The organism is Cyclobacterium plantarum, from assembly GCF_011290685.1.
GTDB classification, from domain to species: domain Bacteria; phylum Bacteroidota; class Bacteroidia; order Cytophagales; family Cyclobacteriaceae; genus Cyclobacterium; species Cyclobacterium plantarum.
This window is the reverse complement of record NZ_JAANYN010000003.1, coordinates 231,341-254,292: the sequence shown is the minus strand read 5'-3', so window position 1 is coordinate 254,292 and position 22,952 is coordinate 231,341. Positions and strand designations below refer to the sequence as shown.

Annotated in this window: 23 protein-coding genes; 8 read left to right on the top strand and 15 right to left on the bottom strand. The window is 44.0% G+C overall.

Annotated elements, in window-relative coordinates; all coding sequences use genetic code 11:
- Positions 1-175: 175 nt before the first annotated feature.
- Positions 176-1,210 carry an RluA family pseudouridine synthase gene (locus G9Q97_RS09085; RefSeq protein WP_166145910.1) on the bottom strand — a complete coding sequence of 345 codons (1,035 nt, stop codon included), beginning with the start codon at positions 1,208-1,210 and terminating at the stop codon, positions 176-178.
- A 264-nt stretch (positions 1,211-1,474) separates the two neighbouring features.
- Between G9Q97_RS09085 and G9Q97_RS09080 the strand changes: the two genes are divergently transcribed.
- Positions 1,475-2,383: a 1-aminocyclopropane-1-carboxylate deaminase/D-cysteine desulfhydrase gene (locus G9Q97_RS09080; RefSeq protein WP_166145907.1), complete on the top strand. Its 909-nt coding sequence runs from the start codon at positions 1,475-1,477 to the stop codon at positions 2,381-2,383.
- Between the two features lies 1 nt (position 2,384).
- Here the strand turns inward: G9Q97_RS09080 and G9Q97_RS09075 are convergent, their stop codons facing one another.
- Genes G9Q97_RS09075 through G9Q97_RS09065 form a run of 3 tightly spaced genes read right to left on the bottom strand, consistent with a single transcriptional unit; the run spans position 2,385 to position 5,626 of the window.
- Positions 2,385-3,740 (bottom strand): FAD-dependent oxidoreductase, encoded by a 1,356-nt coding sequence (locus G9Q97_RS09075; RefSeq protein WP_166145904.1) that lies wholly within the window; start codon positions 3,738-3,740, stop codon positions 2,385-2,387.
- Positions 3,741-3,770: 30 nt separating this feature from the next.
- Positions 3,771-5,057 carry a kynureninase gene (gene kynU, locus G9Q97_RS09070; protein WP_166145901.1) on the bottom strand — a complete coding sequence of 429 codons (1,287 nt, stop codon included), beginning with the start codon at positions 5,055-5,057 and terminating at the stop codon, positions 3,771-3,773.
- 56 nt (positions 5,058-5,113) lie between these two features.
- Positions 5,114-5,626, bottom strand: coding sequence for a 3-hydroxyanthranilate 3,4-dioxygenase (locus tag G9Q97_RS09065; RefSeq protein ID WP_166145898.1), 513 nt, complete (start codon positions 5,624-5,626; stop codon positions 5,114-5,116).
- Between the two features lie 217 nt (positions 5,627-5,843).
- Here G9Q97_RS09065 and G9Q97_RS09060 point away from each other — a divergent pair, with 217 nt between their 5' ends.
- The gene (locus tag G9Q97_RS09060; protein ID WP_166145895.1) at positions 5,844-6,452 is read left to right on the top strand and encodes a thiamine pyrophosphokinase; all 609 of its coding nucleotides are present in this window, start codon (positions 5,844-5,846) and stop codon (positions 6,450-6,452) included.
- On the opposite strand, the gene prmC is transcribed toward G9Q97_RS09060, so the two are convergent.
- The 3 genes from prmC to G9Q97_RS09045 all read right to left on the bottom strand — a co-directional run bounded on the left by prmC (position 6,426) and on the right by G9Q97_RS09045 (position 8,153).
- Complete coding sequence (gene prmC, locus G9Q97_RS09055) at positions 6,426-7,295, bottom strand: peptide chain release factor N(5)-glutamine methyltransferase (protein ID WP_166145892.1); 870 nt, start codon at positions 7,293-7,295, stop codon at positions 6,426-6,428. The genes G9Q97_RS09060 and prmC overlap by 27 nt on opposite strands.
- Before the next feature lie 136 nt (positions 7,296-7,431).
- Positions 7,432-7,791 (bottom strand): magnesium citrate secondary transporter, encoded by a 360-nt coding sequence (locus tag G9Q97_RS09050; protein WP_166145889.1) that lies wholly within the window; start codon positions 7,789-7,791, stop codon positions 7,432-7,434.
- Positions 7,791-8,153, bottom strand: a complete 363-nt coding sequence (locus G9Q97_RS09045) for a hypothetical protein (protein WP_246255548.1) — start codon at positions 8,151-8,153, stop codon at positions 7,791-7,793. Before G9Q97_RS09045 ends, G9Q97_RS09050 begins: the two co-directional genes overlap by 1 nt.
- 40 nt (positions 8,154-8,193) lie before the next feature.
- Between G9Q97_RS09045 and G9Q97_RS09040 the strand changes: the two genes are divergently transcribed.
- From G9Q97_RS09040 to guaB, 3 genes are all read left to right on the top strand, one after another.
- Positions 8,194-9,384 carry an RsmB/NOP family class I SAM-dependent RNA methyltransferase gene (locus G9Q97_RS09040; protein ID WP_166145886.1) on the top strand — a complete coding sequence of 397 codons (1,191 nt, stop codon included), beginning with the start codon at positions 8,194-8,196 and terminating at the stop codon, positions 9,382-9,384.
- A 64-nt stretch (positions 9,385-9,448) separates the two neighbouring features.
- Positions 9,449-10,186: an SGNH/GDSL hydrolase family protein gene (locus G9Q97_RS09035; RefSeq protein WP_166145884.1), complete on the top strand. Its 738-nt coding sequence runs from the start codon at positions 9,449-9,451 to the stop codon at positions 10,184-10,186.
- A 142-nt stretch (positions 10,187-10,328) separates the two neighbouring features.
- On the top strand, positions 10,329-11,807 hold the full coding sequence (gene guaB, locus G9Q97_RS09030) for an IMP dehydrogenase (RefSeq protein ID WP_166145881.1): 1,479 nt from the start codon (positions 10,329-10,331) through the stop codon (positions 11,805-11,807).
- Between the two features lie 58 nt (positions 11,808-11,865).
- On the opposite strand, the gene G9Q97_RS09025 is transcribed toward guaB, so the two are convergent.
- From G9Q97_RS09025 to G9Q97_RS09010, 4 genes are read right to left on the bottom strand one after another with little or no spacing between them, the layout of a single operon-like run.
- Positions 11,866-12,426, bottom strand: a complete 561-nt coding sequence (locus G9Q97_RS09025) for an FKBP-type peptidyl-prolyl cis-trans isomerase (protein ID WP_166145878.1) — start codon at positions 12,424-12,426, stop codon at positions 11,866-11,868.
- A 10-nt stretch (positions 12,427-12,436) separates the two neighbouring features.
- Positions 12,437-12,982, bottom strand: a complete 546-nt coding sequence (locus G9Q97_RS09020; RefSeq protein WP_246255547.1) for an FKBP-type peptidyl-prolyl cis-trans isomerase — start codon at positions 12,980-12,982, stop codon at positions 12,437-12,439.
- Between the two features lie 42 nt (positions 12,983-13,024).
- Positions 13,025-13,948, bottom strand: a complete 924-nt coding sequence (locus G9Q97_RS09015; RefSeq protein ID WP_166145875.1) for an FKBP-type peptidyl-prolyl cis-trans isomerase — start codon at positions 13,946-13,948, stop codon at positions 13,025-13,027.
- On the bottom strand, positions 13,932-14,981 hold the full coding sequence (locus tag G9Q97_RS09010) for a DHH family phosphoesterase (protein WP_166145872.1): 1,050 nt from the start codon (positions 14,979-14,981) through the stop codon (positions 13,932-13,934). Before G9Q97_RS09010 ends, G9Q97_RS09015 begins: the two co-directional genes overlap by 17 nt.
- Before the next feature lie 179 nt (positions 14,982-15,160).
- On the opposite strand from G9Q97_RS09010, the gene G9Q97_RS09005 reads away from it, so the two are divergent.
- A complete protein-coding gene (locus G9Q97_RS09005) occupies positions 15,161-15,583 on the top strand; it encodes a nucleoside-diphosphate kinase (RefSeq protein ID WP_166145869.1) in 423 nt (140 codons plus the stop codon).
- A gap of 141 nt (positions 15,584-15,724) precedes the next feature.
- The gene (locus tag G9Q97_RS09000; RefSeq protein WP_246255546.1) at positions 15,725-17,098 is read left to right on the top strand and encodes a glycoside hydrolase family 140 protein; all 1,374 of its coding nucleotides are present in this window, start codon (positions 15,725-15,727) and stop codon (positions 17,096-17,098) included.
- A 14-nt stretch (positions 17,099-17,112) separates the two neighbouring features.
- On the opposite strand, the gene G9Q97_RS08995 is transcribed toward G9Q97_RS09000, so the two are convergent.
- Complete coding sequence (locus tag G9Q97_RS08995; RefSeq protein WP_166145863.1) at positions 17,113-18,189, bottom strand: lysylphosphatidylglycerol synthase transmembrane domain-containing protein; 1,077 nt, start codon at positions 18,187-18,189, stop codon at positions 17,113-17,115.
- Positions 18,186-18,941, bottom strand: a complete 756-nt coding sequence (locus G9Q97_RS08990; RefSeq protein WP_166145860.1) for a segregation and condensation protein A — start codon at positions 18,939-18,941, stop codon at positions 18,186-18,188. Before G9Q97_RS08990 ends, G9Q97_RS08995 begins: the two co-directional genes overlap by 4 nt.
- 183 nt (positions 18,942-19,124) lie before the next feature.
- Here G9Q97_RS08990 and dxs point away from each other — a divergent pair, with 183 nt between their 5' ends.
- Positions 19,125-21,050, top strand: a complete 1,926-nt coding sequence (gene dxs / locus G9Q97_RS08985; protein ID WP_166145857.1) for a 1-deoxy-D-xylulose-5-phosphate synthase — start codon at positions 19,125-19,127, stop codon at positions 21,048-21,050.
- 99 nt (positions 21,051-21,149) lie between these two features.
- On the opposite strand, the gene G9Q97_RS08980 is transcribed toward dxs, so the two are convergent.
- Entirely contained in the window at positions 21,150-21,377 is a 228-nt protein-coding gene (locus G9Q97_RS08980) for a type II toxin-antitoxin system MqsA family antitoxin (protein WP_166145855.1), read from the bottom strand.
- 129 nt (positions 21,378-21,506) lie between these two features.
- The gene (locus G9Q97_RS08975) at positions 21,507-22,106 is read right to left on the bottom strand and encodes a Uma2 family endonuclease (RefSeq protein WP_166145852.1); all 600 of its coding nucleotides are present in this window, start codon (positions 22,104-22,106) and stop codon (positions 21,507-21,509) included.
- Between the last annotated feature and the right edge of the window lie 846 nt (positions 22,107-22,952).

Here is a 22,952-nt window from a genome sequence, read left to right as displayed (position 1 = left end):
ACAGAAACCAAATATTATATTGATGCTTCAAATGTAATGAATTCCTCCATTTGAAGAAATTTTTTTATATAAAAATGTGTTTTTTTATAAATTTAAAAATTAATTAAGGTATTTAATTCATTTTTGGCAAAAAGCAACTTGTTTTTATTATTTTAATTAACAATTTAATAATCTCTTATTTTTGATATTGAACATAGTTTTTCCATTTCTGAATAACAGATTCCATATCTGCAGGGATTTCACTGTCAAAAAACATCTCTTTTCCGGAAACAGGATGGATAAATCCCAGGGATTTGGCATGCAAGGCCTGCCTCGGCAAAAGTTCAAAACAATTTTGTACAAAGGTTTTATACTTGGAAAACTGCGTTCCCTTTCTGATTTTGTCCCCTCCATACACCGGATCATTAAACAATGGATGTCCCAGGTATTTCATATGAACCCTGATTTGATGTGTTCTTCCGGTTTCCAATGTGCATTCAATCAAACTGACGTACCTCAGCCTTTGTATCAATTTCCAATGGGTGACGGCTGATTTACCTGTCTCCCCATCGGGATATACCTGCATTACCTTTCTGTCCTTTAGTCCCCTACCAATGGGCACATCAATGGTTCCCTCTTCTTCTTTCATCTCTCCCCATACCAGGGCCAGATAACTGCGCTGTATGCTGTGGTCAAAAAACTGCTTGGCAAGATGAGTCATTGCCTTTTCGGATTTGGCCACCACCAAAAGCCCGGAAGTATCTTTATCTATGCGGTGTACCAGCCCGGGGCGACCTGAATTTCCGGGCAATTCAGGCAGACTTTTGAAATAATAAGCCAATCCATTTACCAGGGTTCCGGTCCAGTTTCCATGAGCGGGGTGCACTACCATTCCTGCGGGTTTACATACCACCAACAGGTGCTCATCTTCATACCGGATATCCAAAGGAATGGGCTCGGGAATCACATCCGGATCCTTTCTGCTCCTTTCCATGACAAAACTGATCAGATCCCCTGCCTTGGTCTTGTAATTGGATTTTACAGAAAGGCCATTTACTTTCACCTCCCCATCTGTGATGCGTTGTTGCACTTTGTTTCGGGAAGCATTGGCTACTTTATCGGTAATGAACTTGTCTATGCGCAAGGGACGCTGCCCCGGATCAACAAACAATTCGATGCGTTCAAAATAGGATTCCTCTTCCGGTAATTCCTCGTCTATGGATTTAGTCATGGTACAAAATTAGGATTTGATCAAAAACAATCGGTATTTTATCATTAAAATCCACAAACCTTTCAGTTGCTGATAATCATCAGCTGCTGGTTACACCCGAAATATGCAAGAGAAATTCCATTGCAGTCTGATCCCAAGCCCTGTAATATAGACCGGGTTTAAGTCAAATGAGTAAAACCTGAAGGTTTTTTCTCTAAAAGCTTCAGCACCTGGGCAGCAGGTACTGCGGATTTATGTTGTTATCAAATAATTGGATAATTTACTTTGAAAAAGCATTTATTGCCCTTTTACCAAACCCTTCAACTGCCTCTGCTCGGGGAAAAACAAATACAGGTTGTCGTTAAAAGGCTGGACCTTTTGCATCCGCTGATACAGGGAAACAAACATTACAAGTTGCTGCACAACATTCGGGCAGCGAAGGAAAGAGGATATGCCAAAATCCTGACTTTTGGTGGTGCTTTTTCAAACCATATCCATGCAACCGCTATTTCAGCTGCACAAAATGGCCTGCAATCCATCGGTCTGATCAGGGGCGAAATCCCAAGACCTCTCAATCCCACTCTGTCTGACGCCGAAAATCAAGGCATGCAACTGTATCCCATGCCCCGGACAGACTATCGGGGGAAACAATCTCCATTAGTATTGGAACAGCTCAGGTTAAAATTCGGCGAGGTTTATATTATTCCGGAAGGAGGCACCAATGCCCTCGCCATCAAAGGCAGCCGGGAAATACTGGATCCAGAAGATAAGTTAATGGACGTAGTGGCTGTTCCAATAGGAACCGGGGGAACTTTTGCCGGTTTGCTGGCAAGTGCCTCCACAAACCAGCAGGTGTTGGGCTTTTCGGCTTTAAAGGGAGCATTTATCCATCAGGAAATCAGCAAGCTTTTGGAGGATCAGCAGATCAACCCTTCTTGTTCCTGGGACATCCATACCACTTACCATTTTGGCGGGTATGGCAAATTCAAACCTGAACTGATCGCGTTCATAAAAGAAATTAAAGAGACTTGCGGGCTTCCACTCGAACCATTATATACAGGTAAAATGCTATACGGTCTAATGGATCTGATAAGGAATGATGCTTTTCACAAAGGCACCCGGATTCTACTCATTCACACAGGAGGTCTTCAGGGCATCAGAGGATTTAACCAGCGCTTCAAAACCGATCTGTGATTTAAACCGCTCCAGCTACGACTACCTGATGCAGGATTTCTTCATAATCCAAACTATCCCAATTTTGGGTAATCAGCGGATCACTCATCACCCGGTCCATTACTTTCTCCTGAAGCTTTCCAATGGCATAAGCTTCGGAATATTTCATTTCTGAGAATGTCACCATGCTGTACAGCGGCACCCATTCCTCAGGGAAAAGTTCATGTAACCTGGCTTCAATTTTCTTCCTGATCAGAAATTTGGGATCGGCTACATTATCGCTCATCTCCACAAAATTATCCATGGCCAACTGACAGATGGCATCGGTATCCGGTTTCCGGCCCTTTTGGAATTTTCCGAAAACCAAGTCCCAGGAAGAGGTGCCATATTTGCCCACCAATCCATCTAAAATGGAGCAATCTTCAAAACCACAGTTCATGCCCTGCCCGTAAAATGGCACCATGGCATGTGCTGCGTCTCCTATCAGCAAGGTATTGTTATCTGTCCACGGATAACATTCCGTATTGATCAAGGCTGCTGTGGGATTCCGCTTGAAGTCCTGCAGCAAAGTAGGCATCAAATTATATGCATCATTGAAATGCGTTTTGAAAACCTGCTCTACATCCTGCTCATCATGGATGTTTTCAAAACTGACCTTATACCCTTCAAAGGGTAAAAAAAGCGTACAGGTAAAGGACTTATCCAGGTTGGGAAGTGCTATCAGCATGAATTTTCCCCTTGGCCATATATGTAAGGCATTCGGATCCATCGCAAAATCACCCTCCGGAGTAGTGGGAATGCTCAGTTCCTTGTAGCCATGTGATACATATTGTTGGTTAAAATTAAAACGCAGCTGGCTTTGAAAGGCATTTCTAAGGGCTGAATAAGCACCATCAGATCCGATCAACACCTCTGCGGCTATATTTTTGGAAGAACCATCAGCCAGGCTAAAGGTAACTTCCCTTTTGGCCACATTGACATGCTCTACCTTATGTTGAAAATAAATGGATGCACCCTGCTCCTCTGCTTCATCCAGGAGTATTTTATTGAAAGCATTCCTGCTTATGGAGTAAATGGCCTGATTTTCCTTTCCATAGGGCTGGAAAAAGGTGTCGCCATGCTCATCATGAATCCTCCTGCCATACATGGGTTGCGTATAAGGTATGACCTTGTCCTTAATACCGGCTCTTTCTAGTGCTTTCCAACCACGATAACTTAAAGCCATGTTGATGGAACGGCCTTCTCCTGAGGTATCTACCTGTCGCCAATCTTGTCTTTTTTCATAAATGGCTACATCCAACCCTCTTTTTCTAAGGTAAATGGCCAAAAGGGAACCGATCAATCCTGCTCCCAGTAAGTTTATTTTTTCTTTCTTCATTGATTCAATAGGTTTTGGGGGTCTCTGATTCTACTGTCCCTCCTTCATGGATGATTGCACCATTTTACCGAAGGCAAAAACATCCTGAAAACTGTTGTACAAAGGTGTGGGGGCGAGTCTGATCACATTGGGGTTTCTCCAATCGGCTACCAGCCCTTTTGCCGTCCAGGAGTCAAATATTTCTTTGCCCGCTTTATGAATAGACAAAGAAAGCTGACAGCCCCTTTCATTTGGTTTTGAAGGAGTTATCAATAGAAACTCTTCTGGCCCACCAATTGTTTCACGAATAACAAACTCCAAATACCCGGTCAATAGTTCAGACTTGGTGCGTATTTTTTCCATGCCTGCTTCAGCAAAAATATCCAGTGATGCCTGATGCGCTGCCAGGCCTAAAACAGGGTCATTGCTCAACAACCAGCCATCTGCCCCGGGCATGGGATCAAAGGTTTTTTCCATCAAAAAGCGTTTCCCCTCATCATGTCCCCACCAACCTGCAAAACGGGGTATATTTTTGTCCTTTCCATGTTTTTGGTGGACAAAAATTCCCGAAACATTGCCGGGTCCGGAGTTGAGGTACTTGTAGCTGCACCAGGTGGCAAAATCCACTCCCCAGTCATGCATGGCCAGCGGCACATTACCAATGGCATGGGCCAAATCAAAACCCACCTTAATTTCATGAGAGGAGGCTTCCTTGCCGATGGCTTCCATATCAAAAAACTGGCCGGTATAATATTGCACTCCAGACATCATCACCAATGCAAGCTCATCCCGGTGTTCCCGGATTTTTTCAAGAATATCATTTGTCCTGAGCAAATGCTCACCCGGTCTTGGGCTCATTTCTATGATGGCCTCATCCGGATGGTACCCATGGTAGGCTACCTGTGAGGCCAAAATATATTGGTCTGAAGGGAAGGCCCCGGCTTCTGTAAGGATTTTAAATCGCTTCCCCTCAGGCCGGTAAAAGGAAACCAGTAAGAGGTGAAGGTTGACACTCAGGCTATTCATGGCTACAACCTCCTCCGGAAGTGCGCCCAATAAATTGGCCAGAATAGGCTTGGAAGGCTTGCGGGCATCCACCCAGGGTACAGTACCCTCGAAATGTCCATCCACACCCTTATCGGCCCATTTTTTTAAATCCTTATTGATATGTGCCGCAACTGTTTTCGGTTGCAGTCCCAGGGAATTCCCACAGAAGTAAATAACAGGCTTGGCATTTTTCTCGGGGATATAAAACTTTTCCCGAAATTGCCTTAGTGGATCTTTTTCATCCATCTCCCTGGCAAAATCCAGACTAAAAACATAAGGTGAAACATCCATAAATGGTAGGACAAGAAATGGCTATTCAAGAAGAAAACAGGGTGTTTAGGGAGGGGTTATTTGCTCATTACTGTTCCACATTGCTCACAGGTGGTATGCTCAGGATTGGCCCAAAACCGGTCCATGATAGGGGGAAGTTGATTGACTATGTCCGTGATGGCCTGATATTCTTCATACAATTTATGTCCACAGTTTTCACAAAACCACAAAAAACCATCCTTTTCTCCGGGCTTTCGGTATCTTTCAATGACCAAACCCACCGTGTTGGCAGGTCTTCTGGGACTATGAGGGGTTCTGGGCGGCAATAAAAACACATCCCCCTCTTTGATGGTAATGTCTTTCATTTGCCCTTCATCCACCACTTTCAGGGTGATGTCTCCTTCTACCTGGTAAAAAAATTCTTCCCCTTCGTTATAATGGTAATCTTTTCTGGCATTGGGACCTCCAACCACCATGACGATAAAGTCTTCGTTTTTCAGGTACATCTGCTGGTTCCCAACGGGTGGTTTTAACAGATGTCTGTTTTCTTCAATCCATTTGGTGAAATTAATCGGTTGGGAAATCGGCATAGCTGTTTTCTTTTAGGTGGATTTTACGAATGCGGCATACTTGCCTTTGGGGCTTCCTGCAAAACTTATGCAACCAAAATTATAAAAAATATCCTATTATCCTGAGCATGCTGATAAATTCCCTGAAATCTGATGGGATAAATAATGTTCTCGAAAAAGCAGCAAAAAGAAATCTGCGGCTTATATTCCCTTAAATTTCTTATTTGATAAAAAAAACATGTCCTCTCATCATTTTGTAAAAGAACAACAGGAACCCGCTCTATTGATACTGACACTGGAGGGATGGGATTTAGCTACGCTTCATTCTCTGTTGGAATGGGTACCCACAATAATCGTTAGTCAGGAAACGGTGTTCAAAATGTTGTCTCTGGGAATAAAAGTGGATATTATTTTGGCGGACACAGATTTTCAAAAGGAAAACGATGTGCTTTCGGAAGAACAATTTCCAGTGAAGTTTGTGACCGCCGGCGAGAGCAGGTATATGGAGGCTGGTTTAGAATACCTTGTCCAATCCGGTCATCATGCCGTCAATATCCTGGCTTTTGATCCTTTTGATGCAGATAAATTAACCCCTTTTTTACCTTTCCTGGACATCGTATTTTTCAAGAATGAGCTCAGGTATAGCCCTGCAAATAAAGGATTGATCCAAAAATGGCTTCCCAGGTCAAAAATTCAGTTGCTTGGTGAGGAGGGGCAGAAGATCAGGCACGAAACCCGGAACTGTACCACCTGGATACTCCTGAAATCCGTTGACCATTTACATGTAGCAGAAGGTTTGCATGGATTTAAAAGTGAGCAATTATTTTGGATGGGAACCAGCATTTAAGCAACTCGGTTTTCTTCCCCATACTACCCGGTCCTTACCCATCAAATCTTGATAAACCCGGACTTCTTCCATACCAGTCCCTGACATCAAATCTGACACTTCCTTTCCGTAAGCTTCATTGATTTCAACATACAGGTATCCACCGGGATTTAGGTATTGGCGGGCATGCCGGACAATGGCCCTGTAAAACTTCAGGGGGTCATGGTCGGGCACAAAAAGGGCCGAATGAGGTTCATGAGCCAGTACATTCTGATGCATGCCCCCTTTTTCCAGCTCAAGTACATAGGGTGGATTGCTTACCATGATATCTACCATTTCCAAGGGCAATTCGGTCTCCAACATATCCGCATGGAAAAAGCTGACCGAAGCATCCATTGCTGCTGCATTACGCCGGGCCATTTCGATGGCATCCGGGCTGATATCCAAAGCCTGCACCTGCGATTCCGACCACTCCAGGTCCAGGGTAATGGCGATGCAACCAGAACCTGTGCCCAAGTCCAACACTTTTAGCTTTCCTGAATGGTTGGCCAGAATAAGGTGCACCAGTTCCTCCGTTTCATTTCTGGGCACCAAAACAGCCGGGCTCATCAGAAAGGTCCTTCCATAAAAAGGAGCTTTTCCAAGCACATATTGTATGGGCATGCCTGCTTTTAATTTATCCAGTGCCGCTTCCATTTCCCGGGGAATAAAGGGCAATTCCCTATCCAGTAAAAGGTCCTTTCTTTCACATTCCAGAAAAGCTTCAAAAAGCCAATAAACCAGGTTTCTTGCTTCTTCAACCGGATAACTGCCGCTTAGTGCGGTACAGTACTGCTTGTAAACATCTCTCAGTGGTATGCCCATGTGCCAGCAAAATTAATCAGTTTACTTTTCATATGTTTATAATTGTCTTTAAATGGTCAGATGCCCGCCCGGCTGACGCCAGTCGGACGGGGAATCTTAGCATGATTAATAATCATCCCACTGTGTGAGATTCTCGTCATGCTCGATTTCTGTTGATCAAAAAATAGAAATAAACAGTACCTATAAGGTAACATCCCACATCCCAAAAATCCCTGGTATAGGTGGAAGACCAGATTGGCAGCAGTCCTTCAAACAAGATGCTGAAGTAAACCAAGCCTACCATTACCTGTACAGGGGTGAAAACAAAGCCATTTTTTAAAGGGTGGATCCAGCGGTATATTTGAAGTGTCGTCCCCAAGACCACCGGCATGGCCATTAGGTCATCAAAATAACTATATAGATAAGGAATGAAAATGGCCTGAATTCGCTCCAGGTATTGATTTACCCAGAAAAGCAAGGCCGGTAATAGGAAGTATGGGTTTTTAAGGATGGACATTATCCGGGCAAAGCGGCAATCAGCCAGGCAATAAAAGTAATAATGGAAATATAAATAGTATAAAAGAAATTACCTGCCTTTTTCACTCCTTTTACAAATTCACTGTCGGTTTCCCTGATGTAAAAGATCCACTGTTCTTCATTCGCTTTTATCTGAGCTGCCCTTTTTTCCTGAAATTCCAAGTCTGCCCCTCCAAGGGTATGGCCGCAATGCTGGCAGGTGTCTGTTAAATTTTGGTTCCAATCGGACCATTTCCCGCAATGGGGGCATTTTTTTTCTCCCATAATGGCAAAAGTACCAAAATCCTGCCAAATATCTGCCTTTTCCTTCCCAGGCAAAAACCAGCTTCGCCTTTCCTGCATTTTTATTTACCTATATTTGCATTTTAAAAGAAAGAGATTTATGAAGCTTTTCCCGAACACGGTGAATGGGGTAGTCAAAGCCCTGGAGGACATTTTTGACAAGAACCAATATGCTGATAAGGTCATTGAGCGGGTGCTGAAATCCAATCCGAAATGGGGAGCCAGAGACAGGGCCTTCATTGCAGAGAGTGTTTATGAGATCGTTCGCTGGAAACGTCTCATTCAGTACCTGAGCCCGGGAGCCGATTATTACAAGTGGTTTGGCACCTTCTGGACACTACAGGAGAGGACACTACCTGATTGGAAAGAATTCAAAGGAATTGACAAGCAGAAAATCAATAGCAAAAAGGAAAAAATCACCCAAAGGGCCCTATTGCAATCCATCCCCGATTGGCTGGATCAGCTGGGTACGGAGCAATTGGCAGATAAATGGGAGGAGGAGCTGGCCAGCCTCAACCAGGAAGCCGAAGTAGTTTTACGGGTTAATACCATTAAAACCAATAAGTCACAACTCAAGGCACAACTGGAAGAACTGGATATTTCCACGCATGCTATCAAGGGCTATCCTGATGCCTTGGTATTGCAAAGGAGGAAGAATGTATTTAGAACCCCATTGTTTAAAGAGGGCCTGTTTGAGGTACAGGATGCCTCCTCGCAAATGGTAGCTGCTGCCCTGGATGTGCAACCCGGTATGCGGGTCATTGATGCCTGCGCAGGTGCCGGGGGAAAATCCCTGCATTTGGCTGCTTTAATGGAAAACAAAGGCAGAATCCTTTCTATGGACCTGGAAGCATGGAAGCTGAAAAACACCAAATTAAGGGCTAGAAGAGCCGGTATTTCCATTATTGAAACCAAACCCATAGAGAGCAGTAAAACCATCAAAAGATTGCATGCCAGTGCTGACCGCCTGTTACTGGATGTCCCTTGTTCCGGATTGGGGGTGCTCAAAAGAAATCCGGATACCAAATGGAAACTAAGTCCTGAATCCATCACCAAAGTCCAGGGTATACAGCGGGATATCCTTGCTCAATATCCTTCCATGCTTAAGCCCGGAGGTATTTTGGTTTATGCCACTTGCAGCATTTTACCCTCTGAGAACCATTTACAAGTAGCCGCATTTCTAAGCAGTCCGGCAGGTAAATCCTTTGAACTCCTGGAGGAAACTCAAGTCCTTTCCCATGAAAGTGGCTTTGATGGATTTTACATTGCCAAAATGATAAAAAAAGCATGAAATCGAGCCTGCCCGAGGCAGACAGGCATGACGCAAGCGGCACACGGAGGAATGATTATCAACCATGCGAGATTCCACCCCGATTTATCGGGGCAAGTTATGGCCACTTAAAGACAATTATAGACACATGAAATCAGGAGTGAGGAAATTAAGTTTATGTCTTGGGTTAATCGGTCTTATTTTCTCCTGTCAACCGGGGGAAAACCAACCCCGAAAAATCCAAAAAATCCTCGTCATAGGAAACAGCATAACCTATCATCCTCCGGATGCAAGTATTGGCTGGAATGCCGATTGGGGAATGGCTGCCAGTGCTGCTGATAAAGACTACTTTTCCCTGCTTCAGGATAGCCTGCAACTTCACCTACCTGGTTTGCAAATGATTCGGGAAAATGTTTTTCCTTTTGAAAGGCAGTTTTCCACCATAGATTTCACCCAATACGAACAACTGCAAGCCTTTCAAGCTGATCTTTTGGTAATCAGATTGGGAGAAAATGTACCTCTCGAAAAGGTTGAAGGTTGGAATTTCTCACAAAGCTTGCGGGATTTTGCCGGGTACCTTTGCACCGACCAAACCAGGGTAATTTTGACCAGCACCTTTTGGCCTAACCCCCCGGTCAATGCGCAATTGTATCATGCTGCTTCCCAAATGGATTGGCAGGTCGTGGAAATTTCACATCTGGGAACGAAACAAAAGTACATGGCATTGGGAGAATACGCCAATGAGAGTGTATCCCGACATCCGAACAACCAGGGTATGCAGGCCATCTCGCGACTGATCGCCAGAAAGATTTTTGAGAAATGACGCTCCCCCTATCATCCAAAGAATATTCCTTTGATTAGAAGAATTCAGGAAGTAGGCTGTAATTTTTTTTCGTTAAATCATTGATTTGCATGTGAAAAACATCGTACCTTTGACGGGCAAATAGGGTTACTAACCATTTGCCATGATTCCAGACACAAATAAATTTCTCTTCGAAGCACTCACCTATGATGATGTGCTTTTGGTACCCGGTTATTCTGAGGTACTTCCCCGAAATACAAGCACTGCTACTCAACTTACGCGCAAAATCCGGCTGCAGATTCCCCTGGTTTCTTCTGCTATGGATACGGTCACAGAAGCCGAGTTGGCTATTGCTATTGCCTTGGAGGGAGGATTGGGTTTCATCCACAAAAACATGTCCATAGAAAAGCAGGCCGCCCAGGTCCGCAAGGTAAAAAGATCCCAAAGCGGGATGATTTTGGACCCGATCACATTGGATATCAATGCCAAGGTAAAAGATGCCGAGGCCATCATGAGGGAATTCAATATAGGCGGTATTCCGGTAGTGGATGAAGCACGTTTCCTGAAAGGCATCATCACCAACAGGGATTTAAGATTTATCAAGGACATGGAAAGACCGGTAAGGGAAATCATGACCAAGGACAACCTTTTTACTGCCAAAGCAGGCATCAGCCTGGAGCAGGCAGAAGAGATCCTTCAGGAATACAAAATAGAAAAATTACCCATCGTTGATGAAGAATACAAATTAACCGGCCTGATAACTTATAAAGATATTCTGAAAAGGAAGGACAAACCCAATGCCTGCAAAGATGAGTTTGGAAGGCTGAGGGTAGGTGCTGCAGTAGGTGTTACCTCGGATATTGTAGAAAGAGTGGAAGCCCTAAAAGTCGCTGGGGTTGATGTGGTTTCCATTGATACCGCTCATGGCCACTCCAAAGGGGTAATCGATACTTGTAAAAAAATCAAGGCCAACTTCCCTGATCTGGAAGTAATAGTAGGGAATATTGCCACTGCCGAGGCAGCGACAGCCTTAGCTGATGCAGGTGCTGATGCTGTTAAAGTGGGTGTAGGACCAGGAAGCATTTGTACCACACGAGTGATTGCCGGAGTGGGTATGCCACAATTGTCTGCTGTTATGGAAACTGCCAGGGTTTTGAAAGACAGAGGTGTTCCTGTGATCGCAGATGGAGGGATCCGTTATTCAGGTGATATCGTCAAGGCCCTTGCGGCGGGTGCCAGTTCGGTGATGATCGGGTCTATTTTGGCGGGAACTGAAGAAGCTCCCGGAGAAATCATCATTTTTGAAGGTAGAAAATTCAAGTCCTACAGGGGAATGGGATCTATAGAAGCAATGGAATCCGGATCTAAAGACCGTTATTTTCAGGATGCAGAGGACAATATTAAAAAACTTGTGCCCGAAGGAATTGTGGGCCGGGTAGCATTCAAAGGTCTGGTTTCTGAAGTATTGTACCAATTGATCGGAGGACTTCAGGCCGGTATGGGCTATTGCGGTACAGCTACCATTGAGGACCTCAAAGAAAACGGAAAATTCGTAAAAGTAACCGCTGCAGGTGTAAGGGAGTCTCACCCGCATGACATCAGCATTACCCGGGAGGCACCAAATTACAGTGTCAAAAATTAAATAAAAAAAAAACCTCCTGAATTGAATTCAGGAGGTTTTTTTATCTCTGCTTATTTTTTTAATCCAGTCCCAAAAACTCCACATCAAATACCAACACGGAATTTGCAGGTACCCGGATGACGTTTTCATTGTCCTGATAGCCATAAGGCGAGGGAATGATTATGGTAGCCTTTGCACCGCTTCTCAGGCGCTTAAATCCCATACTGAATCCTTGTATAGCTCCGCCCTGGGAAGCCGGTAAATCAATAAAGAAAGAAAAAATATCATAATTTCTATCTTCATCATAGATATTGTTTTCCCGGGCAACATCCTCCAGATTCGAATCAAAAACCGTCCCATCCAATAGGTATCCGGTGTAGTTGGTATAGACCACATTGCCTGAAGTTGGCCGGGAGCCCTCTCCCTCTTCTTCTACAATGATGACTACACCTGATGGGTCGTGAATGCGGTAAAGACTGTCAAAGGGAGCGGTTTCCAAATATTCCGCAATGATTTCCCGGTCTATGGCCAGGTTACCTTCCCTATCGTACACTGGACCTCCAAAGCCCCCCATCTGATTGTCGCAGGAAACGGCCAGTGCAGCCACTAAAAAAATGTAAATGCTACGGTAAAATCTCATCTCTGTTGGTTTAAGGTTGGTAAGGTCTAACCTCTACCAGGTCCAGTTCAAACACCAGTACTGAATTGGCAGGAATAGGTCCGTTAGCCTGGCTGCCATACGCATAAGCGGAAGGAATCAGGGCAATGGCCTTTTCACCCTCCTTCATACGGGATAAAGACCAGTGCCAACCATTGATTACATTGGAAACACCCAAAATAATTTCATACGGCTCGTAAGTTCTATCGGGATTGAAGACATCATTGTCCTGGGCCACCTGCTCCAGGGAGCTATCGAATACGGTACCATCCAGAAGCATACCAGTATAATCTACCGACAAGGTATCCCTGCCATCAGGCAATTCCCCCTCCTCTACTACCTCAGTGAATAAAAGCTCAATACCTGTATCACCTACCGTTTCCCTCCGCATGTACTCCGTCTCCACAGTCTGGATATATTCCTCGATTTTCTGCAGATCCTGCTCGAAAACCACATCGACATTTTCTTCCTCGGAAATACAGGAAGCCATCAATACAACTGCAGGCAGCATGCCCCAGGTTAAAGCACTTTTTTTCATGGTAGTTACTATTTATATGCGCTTCAATAACCCAAAAACGGGCTATTGCTTTTCTACATCAGTTACTTCTACATCAAATATCAATATAGAATTAGGCACTATAACGGCACCTCGCTGACTGGGACCATAGGCTAAAGGTGAAGGGATCAAAAACTTAGCTTTTGCTCCTTCTTTCAACAATTGAAGTCCTTCATCCCATCCCGGAATGACCATTCCCTGTCCTACATCAAAGGTGAAAGGCTCATAGGGTCTGTTTTCATCATAGGTATTGGCCTCTTTGGCTTTGCTCTCTATGCTGGTATCGAATACGGTACCATCCAGCACATAACCCGTGTAGTTCACAGAGATTTTATCTCCCTGCTCTACCTGAGCTCCTGAACCTTCTTCTTCTATGACGTAATAAAGCCCCGATGCTGTCTTGCTTGCATCCAAATTATTTTCCTGAATATAAGATTCTATGGTCTGCACATCTTCATCCAACTGAACACCAGCCTGTTCGGATTGCTTTTTTTGCTGTTCGGCCACCAGGTCATTGAAGTAATCTTCAAACACCTCTTCTTCAAGCACGTTAAGCACACCAATACTAATGGTCACGGTCTCATCATTCTCCAGGAATGGGGGCACATTTTCAAGAAATATTTTTTCTGCAGTGGATGTGATGACAATGCTGTCTCCGTTGTTCAGGTTTAGAAATATTTCATCTATACCTGTCTTTGCTTCCGCAGAATCCAAATGCTGTAAATAAGGAGGTACCGGCTGATCATAGCTGGAAATAAACAAGGAATCACTGCCGGTTTTGGCTGTAAAGTGATAGACCACGAATTCTCCGTCCTTGGTCTCCTGATCCCCCTGATTGATGTATTTGTATTCAATACCATCGGATGTTGTCTGGGTTTTTTCACAGGAAAAAAGCAAACCAGAGCTTACCAGAAGAACTCCTAAAACTAAATTATTGATTTTTTTCATCGACTAATGCTAATTGATTAAATAGGATATGTTTGTTTTCTTTTACTAATTTTTCGAATCGCTGAATGGTATCCTCCAAAGAAAGCTTAGAGATCCCACCCGAGGCATTTTTATGACCTCCCCCTTCAAAAAAGGAAGCCGCAAATTTATTGACTGCTACTTCTTCAGAAGAGCGAAATGAAATTTTCACCCCGTCTTTTCTTTCAGTAAACAGGGCAGCAATTTTTATTCCATCGAGGGAAAGTGCATAATTAACCAGCCCCTCTGTATCGCCGGTCTGAGATTGGTATTTCCTAAGGTCCTTTTTGCTTATTCCAAAATAGGCTGTGCTTAATTCCGGCAATATGGTTAACCTTCTGGTCAATGCAAAACCTAAGAACTTAAGTCGATTGACGGAATTGGTATCATAAATAAGCCTTGCAATTTTGGAATTGTCCGCCCCCAGTTCTATCAGTTCTGCCGTTACCAAATGTACATTCTTGGTGGTATTGGGATGTCTGAATCCTCCGGTATCCGTCATAATACCGGAGTAAAGGCACTCTGCAATATCCTTATCGATCAATTCCCTATCTCCCACTTTTACAATCAAGTCGTACAATAACTCGCAGGTGGCCGCTGCCTTGGAACTGCAAAAGCTGAAATCTGCAAATTCCTCCGGATCCTGATGGTGGTCAATATTGACCATAAAGGCTTTGGACTCCCTTACTGCCTGTTCCATTCCCTGCAATCTTCCAAGGTTGGAGAAATCCAGACAAAAGATGATCTCCGCGTCGGCGATCAATTTCCTGGCTTCCTTTTCCTTTTCAGGATCCTCAAAATTCACTACTTCATCATTCCCTTTCATCCAATGTAAAAACGAAGGATAGTCGGATGGGCTCACCACGGTTACCTGATGGTTTTTCTTTTTCAGATAGCCGGCCAGCGCCAATGAGGACCCCAGGGCATCTGCGTCAGGTTTATGATGGGTGGTGATGATGATCTTTTTGGATGAAGCTGATGAAATCTGTTCTTTAAATAGATCTAATTCCTGCATGTGTATTATTTGAATACCGTATTTTAAAAACACGGACGACAAAGTTCTGTATAATTTTCTGAAATTCCCAATGGCAATTTTTCCAGCTGCGTGCAGTTTTTTCAGAAATGCCCCATTACCTTCGGTCTTTCATTGAAAAGGATTAATTTTGTGGCCTTAACAAACAAAACAAACAATTTATGGCTACCAATAGAACATTTACCATGATCAAGCCTGATGCTTTCGGAGCAGGAAACGCAGGCGCAATATTGAAAATGATTGAAGAGGCGGGTTTCAAAATTATTTCCCTTAAGGCAACCAGGCTTAATAAAGAACTTGCCGGAGAATTTTACAAAGTGCACCAGGAAAGGCCATTTTATTCCGATTTATGCCAATACATGTCCTCAGGCCCTATCATTGCTGCCATCCTGGAAAAAGATAATGCAGTGGCAGATTTCAGGGAGTTGATCGGTGCTACCAACCCGGAGAATGCAGCAGAAGGTACCATTCGAAAACTTTATGCCACATCCATTGAGGCCAATGCGGTTCATGGTTCAGACTCAGATGAAAATGCATCCATAGAAGGCAGTTTCTTTTTCAATGCCTTTGAGCAGGTAAGCTGATCCCAGTTTCCCCCAGCCCTTAAGCACAAAAGAGTTGGGGGAAATTTTATGAACTTTTAACATTTTTCCAAAAGCACAGCCGGATTTTCCTGCTGTTTTTTGATTTTTCCTATATTGCATGTTCAGCCATTCCCCATGAACATGAGCCCAAAATCCTTTTTATTCCTGTTTTTGTTCCTTTTCTCCCTTGCTTTCACCTACGGTCAGGAAGGCCTTCCCCGACTCAGGATTTCTGAAAATCAAAGATTTATGATTACTGAAGATTGTGAGCCATTTTTTTGGATGGCTGATACCGCCTGGGAACTTTTCCACCGCTGTGACCGGGAGGAAGCCGCTTTCTACCTTAAAAAACGCGCCGAACAAGGCTTTAATGTGGTACAGGCAGTGGCACTCGCCGAGATTGATGGTCTCCAAAGCCCTAACCCATACGGAGAAACACCCCTCATTGGTCTGGATCCCAGGCAACCCAACCCGGCCTATTTTTCGCATGTGGATAAGGTGGTAGAAATGGCAGCTGCCGAGGGTATCTACATTGCCCTGCTACCAACCTGGGGAGATAAGGTTTTTACCCATTCCTGGGGAAAGGGGCCGGAAGTGTTTACGGAAGAAAATGCCAGATCTTTTGGCAAATGGATAGGCAACCGCTACAAAGACCAGTCCAACATCATTTGGGTCATTGGTGGGGACCGAAACCCCAGGGAAGGAACTTCGGACGTAGCCATTTGGAGAGCCCTGGCGGCGGGTATTGTCGAGGGAACCGGGGGGCAGGACAAAGCATTGATGACTTTCCACCCCCAACCCGCTGGACCCGGTGGATCCAGTAATTGGTTTCACAATGACGAATGGCTGGATTTCAACATGCACCAGACTGGTCACTGCGCCAACCAACCTACTTACCAAAAAATTAGCTACGATTACAACTTACAGCCTGTCAAGCCTACCCTGGATGGTGAGCCATTGTATGAAGATCATCCCAATTGCTTCAATGCCAAAGAACTGGGATACAGCCTTCCGGAAGATATCCGAAGGATCATGTATTGGAATGTGTTTGCAGGTGCATTTGGACAGACCTACGGATGCCATGACGTATGGCAAATGTACACCACAGACAGGGAAGGGATCAATGGACCCCTTAGGCCATGGAAAGTGGCACTGGACTTACCCATGGCCAATCAAATGAAACATCTCAAAAACCTTATGCTGAGCAGGCCATTTCTGACAAGGATTCCGGCGCCGGAAATGATACCCGCTAATCAGGAAGATAATACAGATTTTGTCATTGCAACCAGAGACAGTGAAGGAAGTTATGCCATGGTTTACTTCCCTACCGGTCAAAGCAAGGCAGTGAACTGCAAACCACTAAATTCCAGACTACTAAAGGTCACCTGGTACGATCCCAGGACCGGAAACCAGATAGATGCCGGAATTATTAGCAAGGCTCCCAGTAATACTTTTGTACCGCCCAGTTCAGGAGGAAAAGGTCACGACTGGGTCTTGATTTTGGATGCTGTATAAAACCGGATCATTCATTAATCAACGGACTTGTTATCAGTTTTATCTTTCTTCTTGAAAAAGACCTGCCTGATCCAGCGCGGCAGAAAAATGGCTCCCAAAAGCAGGTAAGGATAATACGAGAACATGCGCCAGAGTATGCTGGTAACAAAGGTATAACCCGTGAGGAATTCATTAAAAAACTGCGCGAAGAAAAACTCTGCCGTCCCGCTACTTCCCGGCGTAGGACTGATCATCATTACAATCCACATGATGATCTGACGGGCAAAGATGACTACATGTTCGAAAATACTGATGCTGGAGTAGGCCGAAATCAGGGCATTCAGCATAAAATACCTGGCAGACCAGATGAAAATGGTGGTGAAAATAATTACCAGCCAGTATTTCAGGTTTTTACCCCTGAATTCCTTGCTTGCCTGTATGATTTGATCCCCATAAATATTTGCCTGGTATTTCCATTTCTTAAGCCACCTGATGGAAAAAAGTTTTAACAGCAGCCATTTGAAAACCCTGGGCCGGTAAAACAAGGCCAGTGCCATTAGCAAAGAATACAAAGTGTACAAGGAGTAGCTCACCCAAAAGAGGTATTCAAGGCTGTTTCCCAGGCGCATTTCCAAAACCCTGCTATCTGGAAAAATATAGCCCTGGGCAAAAAACAGAATAATTGGAGCTCCCAACACAAAAAACAGGTTGTCCAAAATGGCTGTTAACATGGTAAAGGCCAAAGCCTTTCCGAGAGGTATCCCTTCTTTATTCAAAATAAATACCGCCACTGCTGTACCGCCTACAATAGAGGGGGTGACTGCAGAGGCAAATTCCCACAGGACAATGACAAAGATGGCCCTGTTCCAGGTAAGGTGCTTGTCCGTCACTTCCCTGATCCTGAAAACATAGCCTGCATCCCGCAGAAATATAAATACCACAGCCAAAAGCAGGGACCAGGCCGAAGCATCAAAAACCCCCCTGAGCGTTTGCACATTGACAGTTGGGTCCATGTAGAACATTACAAGTACAATCGCAATCCCGATCAATACAGGAACCCAAACCTTATTGGGGTTTAAGGTTTTAAAAACTTCCCTATTGTCTATTTTCATGTGTTTTCTACTGGTATGGATGCAAGCTTTTCAACCCAAAAATTATTGAAACCTTCACCTATCTTTATGGTCACAAGGGCAAGCTGAAGCAATTCTAAAATGGCTAAAAAAGTATAAATGACAAAAATCTTATCCGGATTATAAACGATAAAATCCGAAAAAGGGATCCTCGGCTTTTCATTGAGTCTGTCAAGGATCAGGGACTTTTGTTGTTCGATGGTATACGGATATTGAATGACCGTATGTTTGGTATCATCGCTTCTGTGAGCGAATTTGGTCATGACCTTTTGGTACACTTTAAGGAGGCTGTACAGGTCCAGGTCCTGCAATTCGGCATCAACATTATCGACTTTTGATACCTGCTTTAACTCATCCATCACATTTCCCCTGGCGAATTTACCCATCCTGTCTTTCTCCATTTCTGAGAGCTCGGCGATCACAGACTTATATTTTTTGTATTCCAATAAATGCCTGATCAGTTCCTCACGTGGATCTATTTCTTCTCCCTCTTCATTTAACTCTGGTCTGGGCAAAAGCATTTTGGATTTGATTTTCATCAAAGTGGCCGCAAAAAGGATGAACTCACTGGCTATTTCAATCTCCATTTTCTCCAACTTATGGATATAATCCAGAAAATCATTCGTGATTTTGGAGATGGGAATATCATAAATATCCAGCTCATCCCTTTCTATAAAGAAAAGCATCAGGTCAAATGGTCCTTCAAATAAGGGTAATTTGATTTCAAAACTCACTGGATACGATTATTTTTTGTTATTTTTGCATTTCCTGTTGCGATCAAAGATATTACTTATCTTTTTAAATCAATAGGCATCCGAATAATTTCCTTAAAACCATGGGGTCTTGAATAATTATTGGTATTATTAAACATTATACAGAGACGGGGGGTTATTAATTTTTATAAAGAAACGCTGCATATGCAAATAGAACCTGGAAAATTACTCAGGGAAATCCAATATCCGGACGACCTAAAAAACTTCCATAAAGACCAATTGGTTCAAATCTGTGATGAATTAAGGCAATTCATTATTGACCATGTGTCCATCTATGGTGGACACTTCGGCGCTGGTTTGGGAGTGGTGGAATTGACGGTTGCATTGCATTATGTACTCAACACCCCTGATGACCAGCTGGTGTGGGATGTAGGGCATCAGGCCTATGGACATAAAATACTTACCGGTCGCAGGGAGCAATTTTATACCAATAGACTTTACAAAGGCTTGTCGGGTTTTCCCAAAAGAAAAGAAAGCCCTTATGATGCATTCGGAGTAGGTCACTCAAGTACCTCTATTTCTGCTGCATTGGGCATGGCTATGGCTTCCAAATACAAAGACGAAAGTCACCGGCAGCATGTGGCAGTGATCGGTGATGGAGCCATGACCGGGGGTATGGCTTTTGAAGCCATGAACCATGCAGGGGTTTCAGATACCAATCTGTTGATTATCCTCAATGACAACTGCATGTCCATCGACCCCAATGTGGGTGCTCTAAAGGATTATCTCACCGATATTACCACATCCCATACCTACAACAAAGTAAAAGATGAGGTGTGGAGCCTGTTGGGCAAAATCAGTAAATTTGGTTTTAGTGCTCAGGATGTGGTTTCTAAGGTAGAAGGGGCCATCAAGTCCGCCTTGCTCAAACAAAGCAATCTCTTTGAATCACTGAATTTAAGGTATTTCGGACCGGTAGATGGACACGATGTCAACCACCTGGTAGAAATTTTAAACGACCTGAAAGACATTCCCGGGCCAAAAATTCTGCATTGCATTACCGTGAAAGGAAAGGGTTTTGCTCCTGCTGAAAAAGACCAGACCAAGTGGCATGCACCCGGAAAATTTGACAAAATCACCGGGGAAATTTCCAAAAAAATCCCCACCAGGCCCCAAGCCCCGAAATATCAGGAGGTATTTGGCCATACCCTGGTGGAACTGGCCGAACAAAATGAAAAAATAGTTGGTGTTACCCCGGCCATGCCTTCTGGTTCATCCATGAACCTGATGATGCAAGCGTATCCGGATAGGTCCTTTGATGTCGGTATCGCCGAACAGCATGCCGTGACCTTTTCTGCCGGTCTGGCCACCCAGGGTCTCACGCCTTTTTGCAATATCTACAGTACTTTTATGCAGCGGGCTTACGATCAGGTGATCCATGATGTTTGCCTGCAGGATTTACCCGTAGTATTCTGTCTGGACAGAGCGGGATTTGCTGGTGCGGATGGTCCCACTCACCATGGTGCCTATGACCTGGCTTTTTTCCGTTGTCTTCCCAATCTGGTAGTAAGTGCGCCCATGAATGAGGAAGAATTGCGGAACCTGATGTTTTCGGCTTCGGAACATTCAGGACCTTATGCCCTTCGTTATCCCAGGGGACAGGGCGTAATGCCCGATTGGAGAAAACCGTTAAGAAAAATTCCTACCGGGCAGGGACGTATTATCAGAGAAGGAAAGGACCTGGCCATTTTAAGCATTGGTCATGTGGGGAATTATGCAGTGGAAGCTGCAGAAAAACTCCAAAATAAAGGCATCGATCTGGCCCATTACGACATGCGATTTGTAAAGCCATTGGACGAATCCATGCTTCATGAAATTTTTAATAAATTTGATAAGGTCATTACCATTGAGGATGGCTGTCTGATGGGAGGATTTGGCAGTGCCATTCTGGAATGGATGGTAGATCACAATTACCAATCCAGGGTTAAAAGACTGGGAATACCGGATGAAGTTATCGAACACGGCGAACAGATAGAATTGCACCGGGAATGTGGATTCGATCCGGATGGGATTGTGGCCGCTGCAAAAGAAATGGTCGGAACGACCGTTTCGGAAAAGTTCAAGTACTGAAGGTCGGGCAGGATTTACCGGAAATGTGATTTGAAGTAATTGGTTAATCCTATTTGTTGTGTTTCAACCTCATAATCGCTTCAACTCACCTACTTCCAGTCAGGCCACTTGAAGTTTCACTACTTCCAGTTCGGTACCTTTGCTGTAAGCTTCCTTTCCTTTGTCCAAAACTAATTGTGTCGTTTTCTCGGAAAGATAGTAATGCCCACAATTGGTGCAAACTTCTGCAGGCACGCTTTTAATCAACACGATGGTTTCACCTTTTTCCAGCGTCACTGTTACATAACCCTTTTCGGTGGTGCCATTTTTACATAATGAGCATTCCATAGCTATTAGTTTTTCTTTCTAAAATTTTCATCCCACAATTTGGGATCAGGCTCATAGGCTGTAATGATAACACAATTCTTTTTATTTACGCCAATCAATATTCAAAGACGCATCGCTGAAAGCCTAAGCCTACAACTCCCCAAAAACTTCATCCAGATCCAGGACAAAACCCGAAAAAACCTGAGACTTCACTTCGTCTCCCAAGGTAAATAACCGGGAGGGTCGGTATTTTCCGGATTCCAGGGTATAGATCAGCAAGGTGCGTTCGTCGGGATGAATGACCCAATATTCCTTTACACCCGAGGCTTCGTACACTTCATATTTCAATTGCAACTCTTTCTTATTGTTTCCCGGAGAGAGAATCTCAACAATCAGGTCCGGAGCACCTACGCAGCCCAGCTCGTCCAACTTCTCCGGGTCGCATACCACACAGAGGTCCGGTTGTACCACGGTATCGATGTCGGTATGCTTTCTGGAAGAAACCGGAAGGCGCACATCAAAGGGGGCGGTATACACCTTACAGCTTCCTCCTTTTAAAAATCCGTGAATTCTCGTTACCAAGGCTACCGTAAGCCCCTGATGGATTCTACGAGGAGCAGCCGCCTGCCGGAATACCTTTCCGCGGATCAGCTCCACCATCTCATCCAGCTGCCAGGAAAGGTAATCCGCATAGGAATAGCGTCCATAGGCGGAAAACGGTTCTTTAACTTTATCTTCTGGCTTTTCCATAATCTGCGTTGCGAATCGAAAACGAGTAGTAAAGATAACAAGATTTGGGCAAATCCACCAGAATTGCAACCTCTTGATTACCACCTATTCGAACGTACACAATTCCCCCTTTCCAAAGGGGGACAAAGGGGGATTTTCCGATCATTTAAATTTATTGAAACAGGCTGTCAGCTAATAAATCAATACTAAAACATCTTCAATAGGAAATAGCCAGTACTGGGTGAAGTATGCTAATCACTCAACTATTTTCGGAATCATAAACAGAAAATACCCGCCAACAAGCCATTTGTAATGGCTAATCGGGTGCATTTTAAGAAACGGACTTTTTAGGGTTTGTCTTTGGTTTCCGGCATTACCAATGGATCATTTCCGTAACCAATCAGACACCTGGGATGTAGTTGCCAACTCACCCTGAGAGGGTGCTGGAAATTTATAGATAATGGACATCCCTTCGATGAATCTACAGTATTTATTTAACCACATAGTGGCATCGTTCACATAGAGGGCTTCCCTTAGAATTAGCAAATGCTGCTTTGGCCGCAATAAACTATGTGTCCTATGTGGGCTATGTGGTTTATTTATCTTCATACTGAACACGCCATTGCCATAAATGAATAACAGCTTTGGTCCCATGCCATCTCATCCCTTTAGCGTTTTGCAGTCTTTTTTCGTCTTAAAAGGAAAAGACAAAAGGATTAGGAAATTAAAAATAAAACCTGTATGTTTAGTAGTGTTTTTAATCCTTTCTTTTTTTAACCGGATGGAGTAGCAATTAAAATTTGATTATAATGAAGAAAGTAGTAGTTTTTAAAAATAGATGGATGGTTTTGGTAGGCATGGTTTTTC